24 protein-coding genes are annotated in these 20,420 nt (G+C 70.5%); 12 read left to right on the forward strand and 12 right to left on the reverse strand.

Features of this window, described 5'->3' with window-relative positions; genetic code table 11:
* Window positions 1–83: 83 nt before the first annotated feature.
* Complete coding sequence (locus ACFY36_RS11170; protein WP_499745776.1) at window positions 84–1,037, forward strand: DUF8832 domain-containing protein; 954 nt, start codon at window positions 84–86, stop codon at window positions 1,035–1,037.
* Here the strand turns inward: ACFY36_RS11170 and ACFY36_RS11175 are convergent.
* Entirely contained in the window at window positions 1,028–2,041 is a 1,014-nt protein-coding gene (locus tag ACFY36_RS11175) for a LuxR C-terminal-related transcriptional regulator (protein ID WP_499745777.1), read from the reverse strand. The two genes, ACFY36_RS11170 and ACFY36_RS11175, sit on opposite strands and share 10 nt — an antisense overlap.
* A gap of 179 nt (window positions 2,042–2,220) precedes the next feature.
* Between ACFY36_RS11175 and ACFY36_RS11180 the strand changes: the two genes are divergently transcribed.
* Entirely contained in the window at window positions 2,221–5,058 is a 2,838-nt protein-coding gene (locus tag ACFY36_RS11180; protein ID WP_499745778.1) for a M4 family metallopeptidase, read from the forward strand.
* A gap of 48 nt (window positions 5,059–5,106) precedes the next feature.
* On the opposite strand, the gene ACFY36_RS11185 is transcribed toward ACFY36_RS11180, so the two are convergent.
* The 3 genes from ACFY36_RS11185 to ACFY36_RS11195 are packed head-to-tail and all read right to left on the reverse strand — an operon-like array spanning window position 5,107 to window position 7,034.
* Window positions 5,107–5,571, reverse strand: a complete 465-nt coding sequence (locus ACFY36_RS11185; protein WP_499745779.1) for an RDD family protein — start codon at window positions 5,569–5,571, stop codon at window positions 5,107–5,109.
* Between the two features lie 27 nt (window positions 5,572–5,598).
* Window positions 5,599–6,465 carry an SDR family NAD(P)-dependent oxidoreductase gene (locus ACFY36_RS11190; RefSeq protein ID WP_499745780.1) on the reverse strand — a complete coding sequence of 289 codons (867 nt, stop codon included), beginning with the start codon at window positions 6,463–6,465 and terminating at the stop codon, window positions 5,599–5,601.
* The gene (locus ACFY36_RS11195; protein WP_499745781.1) at window positions 6,462–7,034 is read right to left on the reverse strand and encodes an NAD(P)-dependent oxidoreductase; all 573 of its coding nucleotides are present in this window, start codon (window positions 7,032–7,034) and stop codon (window positions 6,462–6,464) included. Before ACFY36_RS11195 ends, ACFY36_RS11190 begins: the two co-directional genes overlap by 4 nt.
* Here ACFY36_RS11195 and ACFY36_RS11200 point away from each other — a divergent pair.
* Window positions 7,024–7,596, forward strand: a complete 573-nt coding sequence (locus ACFY36_RS11200; RefSeq protein ID WP_499745782.1) for a TetR/AcrR family transcriptional regulator — start codon at window positions 7,024–7,026, stop codon at window positions 7,594–7,596. The genes ACFY36_RS11195 and ACFY36_RS11200 overlap by 11 nt on opposite strands.
* Window positions 7,597–7,604: 8 nt before the next feature.
* Here ACFY36_RS11200 and ACFY36_RS11205 read toward each other — a convergent pair whose 3' ends face one another.
* The 5 genes from ACFY36_RS11205 to ACFY36_RS11225 all read right to left on the reverse strand — a co-directional run bounded on the left by ACFY36_RS11205 (window position 7,605) and on the right by ACFY36_RS11225 (window position 11,642).
* Entirely contained in the window at window positions 7,605–9,275 is a 1,671-nt protein-coding gene (locus ACFY36_RS11205; RefSeq protein ID WP_499745783.1) for a DUF885 domain-containing protein, read from the reverse strand.
* A 25-nt stretch (window positions 9,276–9,300) separates the two neighbouring features.
* Window positions 9,301–9,711, reverse strand: coding sequence for a hypothetical protein (locus tag ACFY36_RS11210; RefSeq protein ID WP_499745784.1), 411 nt, complete (start codon window positions 9,709–9,711; stop codon window positions 9,301–9,303).
* A gap of 85 nt (window positions 9,712–9,796) precedes the next feature.
* Entirely contained in the window at window positions 9,797–10,285 is a 489-nt protein-coding gene (locus tag ACFY36_RS11215; RefSeq protein ID WP_499745785.1) for an SRPBCC family protein, read from the reverse strand.
* Between the two features lie 32 nt (window positions 10,286–10,317).
* Window positions 10,318–11,106, reverse strand: coding sequence for a DUF4142 domain-containing protein (locus ACFY36_RS11220; protein ID WP_499745786.1), 789 nt, complete (start codon window positions 11,104–11,106; stop codon window positions 10,318–10,320).
* A 110-nt stretch (window positions 11,107–11,216) separates the two neighbouring features.
* Window positions 11,217–11,642, reverse strand: coding sequence for an Hsp20/alpha crystallin family protein (locus tag ACFY36_RS11225; protein ID WP_499745787.1), 426 nt, complete (start codon window positions 11,640–11,642; stop codon window positions 11,217–11,219).
* Between the two features lie 289 nt (window positions 11,643–11,931).
* Here ACFY36_RS11225 and ACFY36_RS11230 point away from each other — a divergent pair, with 289 nt between their 5' ends.
* The 3 genes from ACFY36_RS11230 (at window position 11,932) to ACFY36_RS11240 (ending at window position 13,198) form a co-directional block, all read left to right on the forward strand.
* A complete protein-coding gene (locus ACFY36_RS11230; protein ID WP_499745788.1) occupies window positions 11,932–12,102 on the forward strand; it encodes a hypothetical protein in 171 nt (56 codons plus the stop codon).
* The gene (locus ACFY36_RS11235) at window positions 12,099–12,701 is read left to right on the forward strand and encodes an RNA polymerase sigma factor (protein ID WP_499745789.1); all 603 of its coding nucleotides are present in this window, start codon (window positions 12,099–12,101) and stop codon (window positions 12,699–12,701) included. The genes ACFY36_RS11230 and ACFY36_RS11235 overlap by 4 nt, the downstream gene beginning before the upstream one ends.
* Window positions 12,702–12,832: 131 nt before the next feature.
* The gene (locus tag ACFY36_RS11240) at window positions 12,833–13,198 is read left to right on the forward strand and encodes an STAS domain-containing protein (protein ID WP_499745853.1); all 366 of its coding nucleotides are present in this window, start codon (window positions 12,833–12,835) and stop codon (window positions 13,196–13,198) included.
* Between the two features lie 28 nt (window positions 13,199–13,226).
* Here ACFY36_RS11240 and ACFY36_RS11245 read toward each other — a convergent pair whose 3' ends face one another.
* A complete protein-coding gene (locus tag ACFY36_RS11245) occupies window positions 13,227–14,132 on the reverse strand; it encodes a hypothetical protein (RefSeq protein ID WP_499745790.1) in 906 nt (301 codons plus the stop codon).
* Window positions 14,133–14,246: 114 nt separating this feature from the next.
* Between ACFY36_RS11245 and ACFY36_RS11250 the strand changes: the two genes are divergently transcribed.
* A complete protein-coding gene (locus tag ACFY36_RS11250) occupies window positions 14,247–14,702 on the forward strand; it encodes a hypothetical protein (protein WP_499745791.1) in 456 nt (151 codons plus the stop codon).
* 15 nt (window positions 14,703–14,717) lie between these two features.
* Window positions 14,718–14,918 (forward strand): hypothetical protein, encoded by a 201-nt coding sequence (locus ACFY36_RS11255; protein WP_499745792.1) that lies wholly within the window; start codon window positions 14,718–14,720, stop codon window positions 14,916–14,918.
* 11 nt (window positions 14,919–14,929) lie between these two features.
* Here the strand turns inward: ACFY36_RS11255 and ACFY36_RS11260 are convergent, their stop codons facing one another.
* Both ACFY36_RS11260 and ACFY36_RS11265 read right to left on the reverse strand, forming a co-directional pair.
* Window positions 14,930–15,289, reverse strand: a complete 360-nt coding sequence (locus ACFY36_RS11260; RefSeq protein ID WP_499745793.1) for a Rieske 2Fe-2S domain-containing protein — start codon at window positions 15,287–15,289, stop codon at window positions 14,930–14,932.
* An 80-nt stretch (window positions 15,290–15,369) separates the two neighbouring features.
* Window positions 15,370–16,164, reverse strand: coding sequence for an NAD(P)H-binding protein (locus ACFY36_RS11265; RefSeq protein ID WP_499745794.1), 795 nt, complete (start codon window positions 16,162–16,164; stop codon window positions 15,370–15,372).
* A gap of 152 nt (window positions 16,165–16,316) precedes the next feature.
* Here ACFY36_RS11265 and ACFY36_RS11270 point away from each other — a divergent pair, with 152 nt between their 5' ends.
* From ACFY36_RS11270 to ACFY36_RS11285, 4 genes are read left to right on the forward strand one after another with little or no spacing between them, the layout of a single operon-like run.
* Entirely contained in the window at window positions 16,317–17,240 is a 924-nt protein-coding gene (locus ACFY36_RS11270; protein WP_499745795.1) for a phytanoyl-CoA dioxygenase family protein, read from the forward strand.
* Window positions 17,241–17,260: 20 nt separating this feature from the next.
* Window positions 17,261–18,313 (forward strand): NADPH:quinone reductase, encoded by a 1,053-nt coding sequence (locus ACFY36_RS11275; RefSeq protein ID WP_499745796.1) that lies wholly within the window; start codon window positions 17,261–17,263, stop codon window positions 18,311–18,313.
* A complete protein-coding gene (locus ACFY36_RS11280; RefSeq protein WP_499745797.1) occupies window positions 18,289–19,083 on the forward strand; it encodes an arylamine N-acetyltransferase in 795 nt (264 codons plus the stop codon). Before ACFY36_RS11275 ends, ACFY36_RS11280 begins: the two co-directional genes overlap by 25 nt.
* Before the next feature lie 20 nt (window positions 19,084–19,103).
* The gene (locus tag ACFY36_RS11285; protein ID WP_499745798.1) at window positions 19,104–20,387 is read left to right on the forward strand and encodes a phthiocerol/phthiodiolone dimycocerosyl transferase family protein; all 1,284 of its coding nucleotides are present in this window, start codon (window positions 19,104–19,106) and stop codon (window positions 20,385–20,387) included.
* Window positions 20,388–20,420 lie beyond the last annotated feature (33 nt).

The following is a 20,420-nucleotide window of genomic DNA, read 5'->3' on the forward strand; positions in this document are numbered from 1 at the left end:
ATGGTCCAACATCCTCGTCGAGTCACGCGCGGACGGGTCCCCGGCTTGCAGTACCCATAGGGGGTAGGGGTACAGTCACGGACATGGCTACTCGGAGCTACGCCGTCCCGGCCCGGCTGGGCGCGTTCGGCCTGGGACTGGCGGTCGTCTTCACCGCCGCCCTGGGCCTGGGACGCGCCGTCGGCCCCGACCGGGAACCGGCGCCGGACGCCACCCATGCCCAGCACAGCGGCACCACCGAGCAACCCGCCGGCGAGCAGCCACTCCCCGCCGGGCTTCAGGTGAGCGAGAGCGGATATCAACTGGCGCCGCTGACCGGCGAGCTGTCGACCGGCGATCCGGAGCCGTTCCGCTTCCGCGTGATCGGCCCCGACGGCAAGCCGGTGACCGCCTACACCACCAGCCACGACAAAGACCTGCATCTGATCGTCGTACGGCGTGACCTGTCCGGCTTCCAGCATGTGCACCCGGCCCTGGCCGCCGACGGCACCTGGTCGGTCCCGCTCGCCGTAGCGGCCCCCGGCCAGTACCGCGTCTTCGCCGACTTCCAGCCGGCCGGGCGCGAGGGTCTCACCCTCGGCACCGACATCCCCGCCCCCGGCGACTACCAGCCCCGGCCGTTGCCGCCGGCCCGGACCACCACCACGGTCGACGGTTACACCGTCACGCTGGCCGGCACCCTGAAGCCGGGCGCCTCATCCCCGCTGACGCTGTCGGTGAGCAGGGACGGCCAGCCGGTCACCGACCTGCAGCCGTACCTGGGCGCCTACGGCCATCTGGTCGCCCTGCGCGCCGGCGACCTCGCCTACCTGCACGTGCATCCCGACGGCACACCCGGCGACGGGCGAACCGCGCCCGGACCGGGAATCACCTTCCACGCCGACGTGCCCTCGACCGGCACCTACCGGCTCTACCTGGACTTCCAGCACGCCGGAAAGGTGCGCACCGCCGAGTTCACCGCGACCGCCGGCACCGTCGCGCCCACTCCGTCACCCACCCCCAGCGAGCACGGCTCCGACGGCCACACTCACGACTGAGGTTGCGTTCGATCGGTCAGCCATCCCCGCTTCGCTGCCAGCACGGCGATCTGGAAGCGGGTCCGGGCGCCGAGCAGGGAACCCGCGTCGCTGATGTGCTGCTGGACCGTGCGGCGGCTCAGGTTCAGGGCCCGGGCTATCGTCTCGTCCTTCATCCCGGCCGCCATCATGCGCAGGATCTCCCGTGTTCGCAGGTCTCGGCCCGAGGCCGGAATTTCGCCGTCCGGGCGGTCGTGCCGCCTCGACAGCGACACCGGCTCGGCGCACTCCCACATGCTCTCGAACAGCGCCACGAGCGCCACCACCAGCGCCGGCGAGTGCACCACCAGCGAACCCGACGACGGGCTGTCCCCCTTTATCGGCAGCAGGGCCGCCGCCCGGTCGAAAATCACCAGCTTCACCGGGATCTGGGATGTCAGCCGTAACTCTCCGCCCCGGCTCGAGCCGCGCAGGGCTGTCATGAGGGACACCGCGTCGGTGAAACCCTCCGTCTCGTACACCGAGCGCATCAGCACGCCGGGCGTCATCCCCGCCGCCTCGCCGGACGCCGATCCGCCCGTGACGTACGGCGGCTTCGCCAGATGCAGGACCTCGAGCGAGCTTCCCATCAGCAGCTGGCGATAGCGCGCCTGCACCTCGTCCTCGCTCGTCAGCACCTCCACCATGTCCGTGGCGCGTGGCCCGGACACCGCCTCGTGTGCCTCGGAGAGCCGCTCCACGAGGGACTCGACACGGGCCAGTTCGGCCCTTCGCCGGGCCAGGAGGGCGCCGAGCGACGGCCTCGGCGGCGCGGCCGCCCATCGCGGCGCCGCACCGCCGATCCGCGACGCCAGCGACGCGTCCACCAGGAGCCGCAGCGCCCGCTCGGCTTCCGAGGGTGACACCCCGGCCGCGGACGCCATCTCGTCGCGGTCCGCCGATCGGACGGTCATCAGGAGCTCCAGCACCCGGCCGGCCAGCGGATCGAGACCCGTTGCCGACCACGGTATTTCCGTTCCGTCCATACGTTGTCGCACCCTCCGATGTGAGCATGCCAGGAGCGCCGCCCGCTGCGATTAATCGGGGATTACGGATGTGTAAGGGCCGGTCTGCTGGTTTGCGCAACTGCACAAGGTCGTCCTTGTGGCGGTGACCGGCAGCGGGGTGAGCTGGGCGAACCCACAACCTCGCAGGAGCACCGAAATTGCGTAGACCCCAGGCACTACCCGCCATCGCCGTCCTGGCGACGGCCGCCATCCTCGGGACGACGGCCCAGGCCGCGCACGCGGCGACCCCGCCACCGGCCGTCGACGTCACCGGCACACCCTCGCTCGTGGACGATGTGGCCGACCCGGTCGACGCCACGGTCGCTCCGGACAAGGCGGCCAAGGCTCACCTCGCGAGCCACCAGGACCGCTACCGGATCGGCGACCCGGCCGGCACGCTCACCACGGCGAGCGTCCAGACGGAGGGCGAGCGGGAGACGGTCCGGCTCAACCAGAAGTACAAGGGCCTGCCCGTGTTCGGCGCCCAGTACGTGGTCCGTACGGAGAAGACCGCCGGCAAGCGCACGGTGACCGGCACGTCGGGCAGCTACTTCACCAACCTGGACGTCGACACCACCGTCACCCCGATCCCCGCCTCGGTCGCCGTCTCGCGAGCGGTCGACGAGGTACGCCGGAGTCTCAACCCGGCCGCGGTGGTCGTGGCCGGCAAGGCCGAGCTCACCGGCACCGACCAGGGGCTCCTGGTCATGCCGACCGGCACCGGTGTGCTCGCGCGGCGCGTGCTCGTCCAGGGCAAGGACACCGTCACCGGTCAGCCCGTGCTCCGCGACGTCTATGTGGGCGCGACCAACGGGGTGGCGCTTCTCAGCGTCAGCCGGATCAAGTCCTTCGCCGACGCTCCGAGGGCCGGCACCGCGCCGCAGACCACGAAGAAGGCGGCCCCGGCGGCCACCGGGACGGCGGCGGTCACCGGACAGGGCACCACCCTGCACGGCGCCACGGTGTCGCTCCCGCTCGTCCGGTCGGACGCGGGGTCGTACCTCATGAAGGATCTGACCCGGTCGGCGCCGATCACCACGTGGGACGCCCGGGGCCGGGACTACTACGAGCTGATCGGTGGCCAGTGGCCGGAGGGCCTGGCGCCGTTCGCGTCGCCGTCGACGACGCTCGGCGCCGACCTGACCGAGGCCGGCGCGGTGGACGCCGCCTGGGACGCCACGCAGGTGTTCGACTGGTACAAGGCGAAGTTCGGGCGGAACAGCCTGGACGACGAGGGCATGCCGATCGACTCGGTGGTCGGGATCACGTATGGCGGCTCGCCCTGGGTCAACGCGTACTGGGACGGCACCCGCATGGTGTACGGCAGCGGCGACGCCGAATATCTGCCGCTGTCCGCCGACCCGGACGTCGTCGGCCACGAGATGACGCACGGCGTCGTGGAGCACACCGCGAGCCTCGTCTACGCCGGGCAATCGGGCGCGCTCAACGAGGCGATCGCCGACTACTTCGGCAACGCCATCGACGTCGATGCGTCGGGCACGTCGATGTCCGACCCGCAGGCGAGCCTGCTCGGCGGCGACCTCTGCCGCACGCTCTCCCCCGCCCAGTGCGCCCTGCGCGACCTCGACGACGGCGCCACCACGGCCGACTTCCAGCACCTCATCGACACGCCGTCCATGGACGACGGCGGCGTGCACCTCAACTCGACGATCGTGTCGGGCGCGCTCTGGGACCTGCGCCAGGCCCTCGGCAAGACGGTCGCCGACAAGGTCGTCTACCGCGCTCTCACCGACTACCTGACGCCCATGTCGGACTTCGTGGACGCGCGTGACGCCGTACTCGCCTCGGCCCGGTCCTTCCGCTTGAAGAAGGACGACCTCAAGGTCGTGCAGAAGGCGTTCGACTCCCGCGGCATCACCGCGAAGTGGGAGGAGAAGCTGTACGGCAAGGGCACCGACGTCCTGATCGACCGGCTCAACACCGGGATGTACGCCGACATGAGGGCCAGTGCGGCCGGCGGCTGGTTCGCCGTGCCGCGATCGGACGCGAACCGCACCGAGCCGACGTCGATCTGGGTCGGCCGTACGAACGGCAAGGGCACGCCGTACCGCATCTCCCCGAACGACGGGAGCGTCAACAGCTTCCCGCACACCGACGGCAAGCGGGTCGTGTGGATGTCGGTCGTCCTGGATCCCGCCTCACCGACGTACGAGACGAACCGCATCCTCTCCGCGCCGATCGGCGGAGGCCCGGTCAAGGAGCTCTACAGCTCCCCCTACCGCGTCGACGGTCTGGGCTTCGACGGCGACGTCATCGCCTGGAGCCAGTACGACCCGGACCAGGGCTACCTCGACGTCGTGCGCTACCTGCGCGGCAGTTCGAAGACCGTCCGCACGCTGACGCACCCGGACTGGCGCGGCAGCGCGACCGCTCCGAGCGTCAAGAACGGGAAGATCTCCTACGTCCGGTACGAGAATTTCGAGCAGCCCGACGCCAACGGCGTCTACTGGTCGCTGGGCGTGGAGGTGTACGACGTCACGACCGGCCGGACGGCCTACGCCGGCGGCGACGCGGGCGCCGAGCGGATGAGCTACCCCGACCTGTCGAGCACCGGCGTCGCCTGGATGACCGACCGCGACTACGGCACCATCGTCGACGGCCAGTGGACCCAAGGGGCCTACTACGACTCCGTACGCCTCTATGACTTCGCCCAGGGCACCAGCCGCCTGCTGTTCGACGAGAGCACACCGCAGGCGATCCGCGCCGTCACGGTCGCCCTGTCCGACACGACCCTCACCGTCACCGAGGAGGCGCCGGTGAAGGCCTGGCTCGAGACCGGCGGATATCCGAACAACGTGCTCAACCCGAAACTCAAGCAGTACACGTTGCGGGGCACGTACGTCGGCCCGGCCTCCTGCAGCCCGGGCGCCCAGATGTACGCCACGGCGGGGAAGAACCGCGAAGTGGTCTACATGGACTCCTCGGCGTCCGGTTTCGGCCTGGCCCACGCGAACGGCGTCAAGTCCTGTAAGTGATCACCGCGGCGCGCTGGGATCTGTCACCCGACGGTCCCGGCGCGCCGGCTACAGGTGACGGACGATCGAGCCGGCCATCCGGTCGTGCAGGGTCCGCTGACGGTCGCCGAAGACCATGAACGCGTCGATCCAGAAGTAGACGCTCAGCGTCACCACGTCGAGGAACCATCCCAGCAGGCCCTTCACGCCGAACTCGCGCACCGCCATGCGGCCCCAGTCGAACGGCTGCCCGGTCTCCGCGTCGGCCACCACGTAGCCCAGCAGTTTCTTGCCCGGACTTTGGCCGTCGGACCAGGTGAACATCGACCAGACGAACCAGCCGATCCAGAGGGTGACCAGCATCAGCAGGCCGTCCAGCAGGAGCGCGCCCAGCCGGCCGCCGGCCGAGACGAGTTGGCCGCGCGGCGCGGCGCCCGGCATGACGTAGCCGGGCCGGTAGGGCTGAACGGCCGCCGGCGGCGGCTGCGTGACGGGCGCCGCCCACTGCTGTCGGTACATGTTCGGATCGCTCATACCTTTCTCTGACGGACAGGCCCGGATTCAGCCGGCATAGTGCAGCTCGCTGAGGGCGAGCAGCCTCCGCTGCACGGCGGGGTCGTGGGACACCGGCGGCGTGGTCGCTTCCCGGTCCCGGTTGAAATATCGGCCGGTCACACCGGCCAGGCCGGGGTCGGTGGCCACACGCAGCGCGGTCTCGGCGCCCTCACCGGGCGTGAGGAGGCCGCGTCGGATCAGCCCGCGCAGGGGACGCAGCCCGGCCGGCACCAGGTCGTCGATGATGTCGGTGGCGACGATTCCCGGATGCACCGCGTTCACGGTCACGCCGTCGGCGGCGAGACCACGCGCCAGGGCATAACCGGCGGTGACGGTCATGAGCTTCGCCCGGGCGTACGCCTCGAACGGCACGAAACCGTCCGCCCCGTTCACCTGGTCCAGGCGGTCGACGCCGGTCAGGTCCAGAGTCGCCGGCCGGGGCCGCCCCGCGATTTTGATCTGGCGGGTGTCGTTGAGGGTGTCGCTGGCGACGTTCACCACCCGCGCGGCGCCACGCCTCAGCGGGCCGTCCAGCAAGGTCATGAGGCCGTACGGCGCCAGGTAGTTCAGGGCGATGTGCAGCTCGACGCCATCGGCCGAGAGGCGATGCCCGGGGAAGTGGGCGCCGGCGTTGTTGATCAGGAGATGGATCCGTTCGTGCCGGCCGGCGATCGTGCGCGCCGCGGCCACGACGTCCTCGCGCCGGGACAGATCCCCCGGGACGACTTCGAGATCAGCGGTCACCCGGGCCGGATCGCGGGCGATGGTGACGACGTGCGCGCCGGCGCCGACGAGCCCGGCGGCGATGACCTGTCCCATGCCGCCGGTCGCACCGGTGACGACGGCGACCTTCCCCTTCACCGGCCTCGTCATCGGGTGACCCGCGGGTAGGCGCGTTCGAACCGGGCGCTCTCGGCCTCGTCGACCAGGAACGCGGCCAGGTCCGCGCGGCCGATGGAGCTCCACACCCGCATCGGGAGTTCGGCGCCGGCCCTGTACCTGCCGATGGCGTCATGGTCCGACAACTTCGGCGGCCGCACGATCGTCCAGTTCAGCCCGGAGGCGGTGATGAGGGGTTCCATCGCCTCCTTGTCGCGCATCCGGTCGGCCACACCGGCCCACACCGCCCGGGAATACAGCGACGCGTCGTGTGACTCCAGCACGCCGTGGGCGCTGACGGCGATCAGCCGGTTCACCCCCGCTGACTTCATGGCGGTCACGGCCGACCGGATGCCGTCCGCGCAGACCGTGGTCGGCCCTTTGCCGGCGCCGCCGAGGGCGCTGATCACGACATCGGCGCCGGGAAGGGCAGCCGTGAGGGCCGGGATGTCGGTCACCGCGGGCCAGATCACCTCGGTCAGCCCCTCTCGCGGCGCGAACGTCCCGGGCCGCCGGACGACAGCGACCGCCTCGTGGCCGCGGTCGAGGGCGGTGGAGACCACGTACCTTCCGGTGGCTCCCGACGCGCCGAGGACCACCATCCGCTGCGCGGGCCGCGAGCTGCTCCTGGAAAGGGGCCCGGCCGCGGTGACGCACGTGCAGGTCGCCGAGCGGGCCGGGGTGGGCCGGGCCACCGTCTACCGGCATTGGCCACGGGCCGAGCTGCTCCTGATGGAGGCGATGGCCACCGTACCCATGCCGTTCTTCGCCGAGCCCACCGTTCCGGCCAGGCAGTGGTTACGGCGAGAGCTGACCGCGATGGCCGAGCAGCTCGACCTCGACGACGTACGAGCCGTGGCCACGACGCTGGCGACAACCGCGCAGTGGGACGACACCATGGACGCCCGGCGCGAACAGTTCGCGGGCATCCTGCGGGACCGCCTCGCGGCCGCCCTCGACGAGGCCCAGGCGCGCGGCGAGCTCACCTTGACCGTCCCCAGCCGCGACGCCGCCGCCATGGCCATCGGCCCGCTGTACTACCGCAGCACGATCGAGCGCACCACCACCACGCCGGCCTTCGTCGAAGCCGTCATCGCCGCGCTGGGCACCTGGTCCTGCGCCTAGCCCGCGTCTCAGAGCCGGCCGAGGGCCCGGCGGAGCGGGTCGAGGCCCAGGGTGCCGAGGTCGAGGGCGTCGCGGTGGAACGCCTTGAGGTCGAAACCGGCGCCCTGGCGGGCCTGGGCGTCCTGGCGCGCCTGGAGCCAGATGCGCTCGCCGACCTTGTACGACAGGGCCTGGCCGGGCCAGCCGAGGTACCGGCGCAACTCGAAGCGCAGAACCTGCTCGTGCATGCGGCTGTGGCCGCTCAGGAACTCCCAGCCGAGCTCCGGCGTCCACCGCTCACCCGGGTGGAACCCGAACGGGTTGCCGGCCGGGATCTCCAGCTCGAGGTGCAGGCCGATGTCGAGAACGACCCGCGCCGCGCGCAGCGCCTGCAGGTCCAGCATCCCGAGGCGGGCGCCGGGGTCGTCGAGATATCCGAGCTCACCCATGAGGCGCTCGGCGTACAGGGCCCAGCCCTCGGCGTGACCGGAGCAGAAGCTGAGCAGCCGCTGCCAGCGGTTGAGCCGGCCGGACCGGAAGATCTTCTGCCCGAGCTGAAGGTGATGGCCGGGGACACCTTCGTGGTAGACCATCGACGTCTGCTGCCAGGTCGAGAAGGACGTCTGCCCGTCCGGCACGGCCCACCACATGCGCCCGGGCCGGCTGAAGTCGTGGTTGGGCGGCGTGTAGTAGATGGCGCCGTCGCTGGTCGGCGCGATGTGCGCCTCGATCGCCCGTACGGCCGGCGGAATGTCGACGTGCGTTCCGTTCAGCTCCGCGATCGTCTTGTCGGCGGTGGCCTGCATCCAGTCGCGGAACTCCTCCTTGCTGTGCAGCCGCCGGGCCGGGTCGGCCTCGAGCACGGCGACGGCCTCCTCGACGCTCGCGCCGGGACCGGCGATCTCGGCCGCCACGACGCGCATCTCCGCCTCGATGCGGGCGAGTTCCTCGAAACCCCAGGCGTACGTCTCCCGCTGGTCGATGACGGCGCCGAGGAAGTACTGCGCGGCGCGGGCGTGCCGCTGCGCGCCGACGGCTTCCTTCTCCCGGCCGTACGGGGCCAGGCGCGTCCGCAGGAACTGTCCGAACTCGGCAGTGGCCGCAGCGGCTTGATCAGCGTTGCGCTTCAGGTCGGCCCCGAGCGCGCCGGTGGCGCCGGCCCGCTCGGCCAGAGCGGGATAGAAGTCGTCCCGGGCCGGGTCGGTCCAGGCGCCGGCCTGCTCGGCGACGGCCAGCATCTGTGCGCGGGCGGCGGCGTTGCCCTTGACCGCCTCGGCCAGCAGCGTCTCCTCGTACTGCCGCAAGGCGCCCGGCACGGCGGCGAGCCGCGCCGCGACGGCGGCGAGCGCCGGCTCGCCCTCCATCGGCATGACGTCGAAGACGCGCCGGATCGCGTGCGCGGCGCTGGAGATGACGTTGACGTCGGAGGTGGTGTCACCCTCGTCGTACCGGGCGAGGTCGAGGCCGAGCCGCTCTTTCATGGCGTCGGCCGAGACCCGCTCGGCCTCCGTGGCCGGCACGATCGCGTCGATGCCGGCCAGCGTGCGGCGGAGCAGATCGGCGCGCGCCGCGTAACCGTCCGGGGAGAGATCGTCGAGGGTCTCCCCCGGCCCGCCCAACCCGACGAAGGTCGCCCCGATCGGATTGAGCCGGGCCCAGTCGTCGACATACTTCTCAGCGAGATCATCGATAGCGCTCATGGTCCCAACTTACGCAGACCACGCTTCAGTTCGAGTCCTCCACCGCCGCCTGGATGACCTCGGCCGCGCCTCTGATCATCCCGAACAGGGTCTCACCGAACGCACTCAGGAAGTGGGCCGACTGGGGCCTGTTCACGACCGCCAGGAAGATCAGAATGATGACGAACGGAGCCCAGCTCAGGTGCATGGCGATCCGGCCGGCCGCGGTCCGCGCCGACGCCCGGCCGAAGATCAGGCCCACCAGCAGCGCCGGGGTGAAGATCGGGCCCAGGCGGGGCTCGGCGCCACTGTCCGAACCGACAGCGATCAGGTCGATGGCAAGGGCGGTCATCTCGGTGACGGCCGCCAGGACCGCGACCACCGCACCGTACGAGATGAGGTCCTTACGTTCCTGAAAAGCCGATCCCGGCGGTAGCGACGGATCGCTGGATGTCATGAAGCCAGACTGTCAGCCGAGCGATAAGCGGGTAATAGGGCGAATTGCCGACAACCAGCAGCTGTCCCGGCTAATCCGTTCGGCGTCAACCACCCAGGTCACCACCACTCTGCTTCTCGACGTCCCGGGCCAGCGCGCGCAGCGTGGCCGCGAACCCGAGTCGCCCGGCGAGGGACAGCACCGGGCCCGCGAACCTGGTGATCTTCCGCGGGGAGACGGTCACGTCCTCGTACCAGACCACGCGGCTCCGCCGGCCCGGCAGCGGCGTGACCGAGAACCAGGCCCGGCCGTGCACGACCCGTCCCGACTTGGCCACCTCGCATCGCCCGAGCCGGTCACCCGCCTCGTCACCGGACGGCGGCTGCCAGGCGACCACGGTCATCGGGTCGTCGAACCCCAGCGGCCCCACGCCGGTGCGGGCCACGAACATGGCGCCCTTTCCCCCGGCCGGCCCGGGCAGAGTCCGTACGGCGGTCAAGGGCGCCCAGTCACCGTGGCGGGGCCAGTCCACCAGGGTCTCCCAGACCACGGTGGCCGGGGCGCGTACCTCTTGAACGACGGTGAACTCAGCCATCCGTCAACTCTCCCAGACCGGCGCCGGGATCCTCAGTAGTAGTACCGCCGGCGGCGCGGACGCCGGCGCGTCGACATGGTGCGCCAGGTGAAGAAGGCCCCGGCGGCCAGCGCCGCGGCGAGGACACCGATCACGAGGCCCTGACCCGAGCCGCCGCGCTGGTTCGCGCCGACCGAGGAGAGAGCGGCCGGCTCGACCGCGGCCGAGGTGGCCGGCGCCGGCGCTGGTGCCGTGGGGAGCCCCTGGAAGTCGACGATGCCACTCGACTCCAGCAACGTCATGTGAGTGGCGACGAACTGGTTCGCCTGCTGCGCCAGCTTGCGGACCGTGTCGTTGCGCGTGCTGCTGCGAATGGTCGCGATCGCCGGGAAGATCTTGCCGTGGGCGGCCCGCAGCCGGTCGATGTAGATCCGGTCGAACTCCTCGCCCTCGGCGTCCCGCATCTCGCCGAGCCAGCCCTGCTGGTCGGCGTTCGGCCGGTCAGGCAGCTTGATGCCGAGCTTGCGGGCGGCCGCCTTGTCCAGCTTGTCGAGGACGACGTGCTGGTCGGCGATGCTCTTTCCGATCTGCCGGATCCTGGGGTTGCGCGACTTCTCCTGCGCCATCTGCCCCGCCGGGATCTCCCACAGCCCGGCGAGCCGGACCTTGACGACCAGGTCCTTGTCGGCCGCGGTGATCTCACCGTCGTTCGTGTCGGTGATCAGCTCACCCGGCGGCACCGGAACACCGGGCTCGGCACGGGCGGGCGACCGCAGCGGATCGAGCAGAACCAGAACCAGGGCCACGAGCACCGGACCCCACAAGCGACGCAGCCACCGCACGAGAACCTCCCGTCACATTGACACCTGGCAGGCAGTACGTGCGGGAGCGGCGTACGGATCACCGGACGCGCCCGCCTCGCCCAACCGAGGCGGGCGCGCGCTGCGGCGGATCAACCGGCGATCTGCCGCCGGCCGCTGGTGCCGGAGGCGACGTTGATCCGGCGCGGCTTGGCCCGGTCCGAGATCGGGATGCGCAGCGTGAGCACGCCGTTGTCGTACGTCGCCTCGAGTTTGTCGGTGTCGAGGGTGTCGCCGAGGAACAGCTGACGGCTGAAGACACCCATCGGCCGCTCGCTGATCACCGGCTCGACGCCGTCCTGGCGGGCCCGCAGACGCTCGGCCCGGACCTGGAGCACGTTCTGCTCGACGGTCAGGTCGATCGAGTCGGGGTCGACGCCCGGCAGGTCGAAGTAGACGTTGAACCAGTCGCCGTCACGCTCGGCGTCGACGTGCATGACCGCGGGCCGGCCGGAGGTGCCGACGAACTGCTCGAAGACGCGGTCGATTTCACGGAACGGATCGGTACGCATCAGCATGGTCGTGTCCCCCTTCGGTGATTCACCCGGTAGTTGAGCGCCATCGACTCAACTCTCTCTTTCACGTTTACAACGACTCGAATCCAGCGTCAAGACCTTGCCACCGGCCCGCATGTCGCGGCCAGCCCGCACGAGGTCCAGGACCCCTCGTCGACGTCGGCTGACCCCGATCCCCGTCGAGCCACTTTCGAGTCTTTCTTGGCCGCGGCTTTCACGGCGGGCGGCCCTGGGCGGCCCTGCACTACGACAATGTCGTGCAGCGTGAGGAACGGCGAAGGGCAGCCCGCAAATGACGACGACGAACGGTGAACGCGGCCGGACCGACCCGATTCTGCTGGTCAACGGCACCCTCGTGGGGGTGGGCGGGGTCTTCACGGCGACCGCCTCGGTGGCGGCGACGGCGATCGCCGCCCTGGCCTGCGTGGTCCTGGGCGTGACGGTGGTCGTGGCGCGCCGATGACGCCGCCCGACGAGGAGTTCGACCCGTTCTACCGCGCGACCTATCCCGAGCTGCGCAAATACGGGGTGGCCTGGGGCCGGAACTGGCAGGACGCCGACGACGCCGCGCGTGACGTCATGATCGACGTACGGCGGCGCTGGTTCACCATCGCCCCGAGCCGGCGTGCGGCCTACGCCCGGGTCGCGCTGGTACGGGCCATCCTCAAGATCCGCCGGGAACGGCACGCGCACGACACCAGCCCCTTTCCCGTCACCGAGCTGCCGCTGCCACCTCGCGACGATCTCGACCTCGGCGCCTACGAAGGCCGGCAGTGGGTCGGCCAGCTGCTGGGCGGCCTGCCGTGCTCGCAGCGCGCGGTGATGGAGGCCTTCCTGGCCGGCATCACCTTCAAGGAGTTCGCGGCCGAGCTTCAGCGGCGCGAGGCGGCGATCACCGGCCGGATGTCCGCCGAGGAGGAGGCCGCCGACCTCGAACGGCGCGCGGCGGCCGCCCGCAAGAATTTCCAGCACGCCCGGACCGCGCTCCGCCCGCTGGTGGCGGAGTTCGAGCGGTCCCGGACCGGCGACGGCACGACGACGGGAAGGGGTGAGACCCGGTGACGGACCACGAACCGACGGCCGACATGATCCGGGGGATCGACCGGCTCGTCGACGCCGAGCTGGACGAAGCGGAGCTGACCCGCCGGCTCGAGGACATCAAAGCGCGGTCCCATCGGGAGGCGGAGACCGCGGTGGCCGGCGGCACCATCATCCCGCTCGAGGGCGAGATCGACGTGGAGAACGCCTACGAGGTCCGCGAGGCGGTGGCCATGGTGCTGACCGACGGGTCGCCCACCCTCATCGAGATCGACATGTCGCGGGTGACGCTCATCGACTCGGTGGGGATCAGCGCCCTGGTCGCCGCGTTCCAGCTGGCCGCCGTGTCGGGCGTCAAGCTGGTGATCACCCGCCCCAGCCGCTTCGTGCACCGGCAGCTGTGGGTGACGGGCCTGCTCGGCCTGTTCGGGTCGCCGGCGCCCGGCGAGGCCGAGCGGCAGGGCGCCACCGGAGGCCGCCGATCGGAGACGACCAGCCAGGAGTTCAAACCGGCGAAGTAGACGCCCCGGGTCCGGCGGTCGCCGCTCGTCAGGGCGTCCGGCCGCCGTCGGAGCCGCTCGCCTCGCTCTCGGCCACGGTCTCCATGGCGGCTTTCACGAGCCGCTCGGCCAGGTCCACAGTGGCGTCGAGCTCGGCCTCGATACTCTTCGGCTTGGACTGCAGGCTGATGACGCGGACCAGCCGGTTGTCCTCCGCCCAGAACGCCATCCGGGGAGCGCCTCCCTTCACCGGCACGATCCCGAGTTTCTGAGCAAGCCACGCCTGTACGCCCGGGGCGGTGTCCGACGTGAACGGGGTCTCCGGCGAGTCGAGCACCCGCATGTACGGCAGGGCGATCGGCAACGTCACCCGGAACGCGGCCTTCTCGGTCTTGGACGTGTCCCGGAAGGAGAAGATGAGGAACGGGAACCCCTTGTGCTCGCCCGCCACCACGTCGGCGGCGTCGGGCCGCCCGGCCGTGTAGGGCTTGAACAGTCCGGCTTCCGAGGCCAGGGTCAAATGCTTCGGCTCGTACGCCCACCCGTGCGCCCCGGCCAGCGAACGCCGCCCGGCCGGCGCCCGGGCCACCACCACGAAGGCCACGATCACCGCCGCCAGCAACGCCGCCGAGATGACCAACGGCACGACCGCGACGAACCGCCAGATCAGGTCGTCCGTCCGCAGATCTCCGGGCTGCACGGCGGCAATCTGCTTCGCCTTCATCTCCTCGTAGGTGCCGCCCCGCTCCGCGGCGCCCCGCCCGAACGCCATGCAGACGTCGCCCGGATGCATCTCCTTGTCATCGCACAGCACATGTTCGGCACTGCGGCGCTGCGACTCGGCCAGCAGCTCGGCATCCGACTTCCAGTGGCTGTCGAGCAACCAGATCCCGAGCCACCCGAACAGGACAGCGATGAAACCGACGACGAGGCGACGGGTCAGCGTATGCACCATGGGCGCAGCGTAGTGAACATCATCAAACTCTTGGAACGAGGCGCAGTCGCGCTGACGGATTCACCGTCAAGCTGCGGGATGGTGTGGCCGTCCGGCGTCCGTCAGGCTTCCGGCATGAACAGCTTCGAGCTGTACGAACTGGGACGCACGCTGATGCGGATCGGCGAGGAAGCCATTCCGGGTCCGCCCGGTTCCCGGCGGCTGGCTCCCGGCGCGCTCACCGTCATGGCCGACGTGTTCGAGCACCCGGAGACGACGGTCAGCGAGATCGTCGCGCGTACCGGCTTCCCGGCGAGCCAGGTAGCGGTGTTCCTGACCGCCCTGAGCGACCTCGACGCCGTCACCACCACCGCCGTCGACCCGGACGTCCCCGGGCGCACTGTCGTCCGGCCGATTCCCCGGCACGGCGGGGATCCGAGCGTCGACGAACTGCTCGCCGCGGCCGCCGGGATCCAGGATCCCGGCCAGGCCAAGGACGTCATCGACACGCTCGAGAAGCTGGCGCGCCGGCTGGCCGGGACCTTGTCGCCGGAACTCTTCGACTGGTACACCGCCGAGACCCGTATCTGAACACGGCAGGCCGAGATGATGCGTATCTTCAATCCGTTCGCTTTTTTCTACTACGCCTCCGTCGCCGAACTGGACAGCGCCGTGTCGTATTTGCGGGACTGCCTGGACGCTCAGGATCGGGAGGTGCAACCCCCGCCCTCCGGAGCGGAGTTGGAGGAAGCCGGGTCTTCCGGCCATCCGATCGAACGGATACGCCGGCGCGTCGAGGACCGCTGACGTTCCGGCGGCTACCTCACCATCCAGAGGTAGCCGCCGGCCTCGCGTACCTCGACAGTGCGGGCGGGCTTGCCGTCGGGACGGTTCAGGCAGGAGCCGTTCGGCCCGAACAGCCGGCGGTGGACCGGGCATTCGAGGGCGTCACCGACCAGGCGCGCCCCGACCATGCTGAACGGCTTGTGCGGGCACACGGAATCCATGGCCACCGGCTTGTCGGACCGGGTGCGCCACAACAGGACCGTGCGGACGACGTCGCCGCTCCTGAGCTGCCGCACCACCACGGTGCGGCCGACCTGGTCGCTGCTGACCACCCGGACCCAGCCCGCCGCCTGCAAGCTCTCGCAGTCGTCGTGCGCGTCCCGCCCGGCCACGCGGCGGAGGTAACACCAGATCGGGATCAGCGCACGCCTCAGTCGGGCGGCTCGCAAAGGCATAACATCCCCTGTGGACGTCAGCGGAAGTCTTCGATGTGGTCCTCGACCCACTGCCGGAACGTGCGGGCCGGCACCCCGGTGACCTCCTCGACGGCGGGCGTCACGACACACTCGGCCTTCAGAAGCTCGGTCATGTTGCGGACGAAGGACTCCGTGGGTTTCGGATCGAGGTCCTCCGGGGCCACCTCGGCCACCTCGACGGGACGCCCGATCACCTCGCCGATCACCTCGATGTGCCGCCGCAGCGTCAGGGCCTGCGGCCCGGTCAGCCAGTACGCCTGTTCCTCGTGCCCGGTGCTGGTCAGGGCGCGGACCGCCACGTCGGCGATGTCCCGTTCGTGTATCGACGCGATGCGCACGTCCAGGAACGGGCCTCGCACGACCCCGCCGGCGCGGATCTGCCCGGCGGAGCGGAGGTTCAGGCCGGCGAAGGTGGTCGGGCGCAGGAAGGTCCACGCGATCCCGGACTCCCGCAACGCCCCCTCCACCGCGGCGTGCCTGCTCGAACTCACGCTGTGCCTGGTGGCCGGGTCGACCACGGAGGCCGACGACAGCAGCACGACGTGCTTCACCCCGGCCGAGCGCGCCGCGCTGACGAACGTGGCGATGCTCTCCGGCCGGGCGTACAGGAAGACCTTCTCGACGCCGTCGAGAGCGGCCATCAGCATCGCCCGGTCGTCCACATCGAGCCGGACCAGCGCATCGCCGTCCGGTGTACGGCTGGTGCCGCGAACCGGGACTCCGGCCGATTGCAGCCCGGCCATCACATGGCGTCCCACATTACCTGTCGCACCGATCACAAGGACGGGCATGCATTCTCCAAAGGGAGGCTGGCCGGCGGAATTGCCATGAACCTAACCGGGTCGCACAGACACCGGCATCCCCTGGGCTGACAGACCGGCACACCACGTTGCTGTCAACACTGGGGATATAGACCCCGCCACATCCGCCTTAACCTCGGCACGTGGCTGAAAACAACACGATCACCATTCACGTCGATGACCGGATCGAACAAGCCCTCGCCGCCCTGACCCGCGGCGGCATCTCACCCACCACCGCCATCGAACAAGCCATCCTCGAAACCGCCCGGCGCGCCACCCCCACCGCACCCACAACCATCGACTCACAAACCCTGAGCGTCCAACGCAAACTCACCCGCGACCAACTCCTCGAATTCGCCGAACGCGGATACATCGTCATCCCCAACGTCATACCCCCCGACATCCTGGCCGCCGCCAACGCCGCCATCGACGAACGGCTCCGCGAGCAGCCACCCGCCGACGGACACACCGGACCCCACTTCATGTTCGGCAAATGGGACGAAGAACCAGCCCTCGCCGCCCTGCTCCGCGACACCCCCGCCTTCGCCCTCGCCGAAGAACTCACCGGCGACGGCGCCATGGAATACCCCTGGCAAACCCAAGTCGCCCTCACCTACCCGCCCTACACCGACGACCGCGGCATGCCCCACATCGACGGCGGCATGACCCGCAAAGCCGACGACCCACCCCGCACCTTCACCGTCCTCGCCGGCTTCTTCCTCACCGACCAAGACACCCACGACACCGGCAACCTGTTCGTCTGGCCCGGAACACACCGCCAACACGCCCAATACTTCCGCGAACACGGACCCGACGCCTTCACCTCCTACCCCGACATCAAACTCCCCGAACGCGAACAAATCAGAGCCAAAGCCGGCGACATGCTCCTCAAGCACTACATGGTCGGCCACAACGTCGGAAACAACACCTCCAACCAAACCCGCCGCACCGTCTACTTCCGCCTCCGCCGCCGCGGACACGAAGCAACCTGGCGCGAAATCCTCCAAGACCCCTGGCACGACTTCACCCCACTACGACCCCTGGTATCGGAATTCGAAAACAAATGACAACCCGTCAATCTCCCGGCATGAAGGCGATAGCGTATTCGTCAACGGGCGAAAGCGACGTTCTCCGACTGGTGGACCGGCCCGTTCCCGAACCGGGGCCCGGCGAGGTCCGGGTCCGCATCGCGGTCTCCGGGGTGAACCACTCCGATTGGAAAGGCCGGCGGTTCGGGCACCGCAACGGCGTCCTCATGTTCCCCGAGGTGATTCCGCACAACGACGGCGGTGGTGTGATCGACGCCGTGGGCGAGGGCGTCGGACCGGAGCGGGTCGGCCAGCGGGTGTGGGTGTGGGAGGCGGCGTACAAGCGGCCCTACGGCACGGCAGCGGAGTACAGCATCGTCCCGTCCCGGCTGGCGGTGCCGCTGCCGGCAAACGCCTCGTTCGAGACCGGCGCCTGCCTCGGTCTCTCCGCGGTCGCCGCCCACCGCTGCCTGATGACCGTGCAGGACGGCCCCGACCGGCTCGGACCGGGCACCCTGAACGGCCGGACGGTGCTGGTCGCCGGCGGCGCCGGCGTGGTCGGTCATGCGGCGATCCAGCTCGGCGCCTGGTCCGGGGCGACCGTGATCGCCTCCGTCAGCGGCCCGGAGAAGGCGAAGCTGGCCCGGATGGCCGGGGCGGCGCACACCGTCGACTATCGGGCGGACACCGTGGAGGCCGACATCCGGGCCGTCACGCCGGACGGGGTGGACCTCATCGTCGAGGTGGCGGCGACCAGGAACATCACCACCGCCATGGAGGTCCTGGCGCAGAACGCCACCGTCGCCGTGTACGGCACCGAGGGCGACCGCACGCTCGCCATCCCGGCCAAGAAGGCGATCGGGCGCAACCTGCGCTTCCAGTTCGTGCTGGTGATGACGCTGCCCCTGGCCGACAAGGACCTCGCGTCGGCCGACATCACCCGGGCGGTGGCCGACGGGGCGTTCGCCGTGGGCGAGGAGGCCGGACTGCCGGTCCACCGGTTCCCGCTGGAGCAGACCGGCGAGGCCCAGGACGCCGTCGAAGCCGGCGTCCTCGGCAAGGTCGTCGTCGAGATCGGGGACGGAAGATGTACGACAGCGACACCTACCTGAGGCGGCTGGGGTTCGACCCCGCCGCCGGACGGCCGGGCGCGGACCTGACCACCCTGATCGCCCTGCACAAGCGGCACATGGAGAGCATCCCGTTCAACAGCGCGGGCTCGATGGCCGTACCGGCGCCGAGCGGCCGGCTGGTCGACCTGGTCGACTTCGACGAGGACGCGACGTTCGACGCGGTGGTCGCGGCCGGCCACGGCGGTGGGTGCGTTCAGATGACCCGGCTGTTCCTGCGGCTGCTGCGTGACCTCGGGTTCGACGCCGGCCTGATCGGCGGAACGACGGCGGAGGGACGCGAGGCGTACGGCGTCGAGGTCGAGCACATGCTGATCCTGGCCCGTGTGGACGGCGGTTCCTGGCTGGTGGACATCGGGTACGCCGGGCCCTCCTTCATCGAGCCGCTGCGCCTCGACGGCACACCCGGCGACCAGATCCAGCACGGCTGCCGCTACCGCCTGGTGGCCGAGGGGGACGGCCTGTCGCTGCGGCGCCGCCCCCGGCTCGACCGCTGGAGCACGGTCTACGCCTTCACACCCAAGATCCGCGAACGGTCGGACTGGGCGCCCGCCGAGGCGGCGATCAACGACGCGCTCGCGGCCGGCGGCGAGGGCGGTGGCCTGTACAGCCGGGCCGTCTCCGACGGCCAGGTGGTGCTGAAGGGCCGCCGCTACCTGACCGTCCGCGGCGGCATCGAGTCGGCCCGCACCGTGACCGACGACGAGTGGCACGCGTGCCGCGACGCCATTCTGGCCGGCGAAGTCGGCTGACCGGACAACGAGGAGGAACCATGCGCCGGCGAATCGCCCGGTCGGAACGGATGTACGTCAGTGAGATCAGGACGCAGGGGCTGCAGATCTGCGTGGTGCGCGGTGGCGTCGACGCCGAGCTCCTCGACGCGGCGTTCACCGCGGTCCTGGCGGAGGCGCCGGGTCTGCGCAGCCGCCTGGAGAAGGACGGCGACGACTACTACCTCAGCCTGCTGGACCCGAGCGAGCTGCCTCGCCTGCACGTCCGGCCGAACGAGCCTGGGGCGCAGGTCGCGGAGTACAACAAGCCGTTGCACCTGGGCGGCCCGCTCGCCCGCGCCGTCCTGCTGACCGGCGCCGACGAGGACGTCGTGATGTTCGGCGTCGATCACGCGATCTGCGACGGCCGGAGCGCGACCGCGTTCTGCAGCCGGGTCTGGCAGCGGTACATCGACATCCAGTCCGGGACCTACAGCGCCCCCGGCGACCGGCGGCAGGACTGGCCGAAGCCGCTCGACGACTGGCTTCCTCCGCGCACCGGGGCCGAGCTGGACGCGTACGTCCAGGAGCGGATCCGCCGGGCCGAGGGAGCGCCGGTGGCGTCGCTGCCGTTCCTGGGGGCCGGTTCCCTGCCGGTCCCGCCCGAGACCCTGATGACCTCGCGCCGCCTCCGGCTCACCGAAGCGGAGACCACCGGCCTGCTGGCCTTCGCCAAGGACGCCGGGGTGTCGGTGAACGGGCTGGTCGCCGCGGCGCTGCTGGCGGCCGTACGCGCCGGGCTGCCGGGCGAGTTCGACGACCACCGGCTGTCCAGCTTCTGCACCGTCGACCTGCGCGATCAGGTCGCACCAGGCCTCAGCCACGAGGCCATGGTGCCGATGGTCTCGTGGTACCGCGACCTGCTGGACGTGCCCGACGGCGCCGACCTGGTCAAGCTCGGCCACCGGTTCACCACCGGCCTGCGGGCCGGCATCGAGCGTGGTGACGCGGCACTGGAGATGCAGGCCCTGGACCGGCTGCTCCCCCACCCCCAGCTCTGGCCGACCAGTCTGGTGCTCACCAACGTCGGCCGGATCGACGGGCCGCCGTCGCCGGAAGGGCTGGAGATCGTCGACATGACGAAGTTCCCGCTTTCCAGCCGGTGGGATCCGCAGCGCGGGGCGGGCCCGTTGCTCGCCTCGCCGGCCACGATCTACGGCCGGTTCAGCCTCGAGATGCCGTACAGCACGCAGTGTTTCACCACCGAGCAGATGGACGCGATACACGACCACATCCGCGGCTCGCTGCTGAGCTGCGCCGATCGCGCGGTGAGCACCCGCCGGTGACACGGAACGGGCGGCCGGATGTCCTCCGGCCGC

This window comes from Actinoplanes sp. NPDC000266, from assembly GCF_042899005.1.
GTDB lineage: Bacteria > Actinomycetota > Actinomycetes > Mycobacteriales > Micromonosporaceae > Actinoplanes.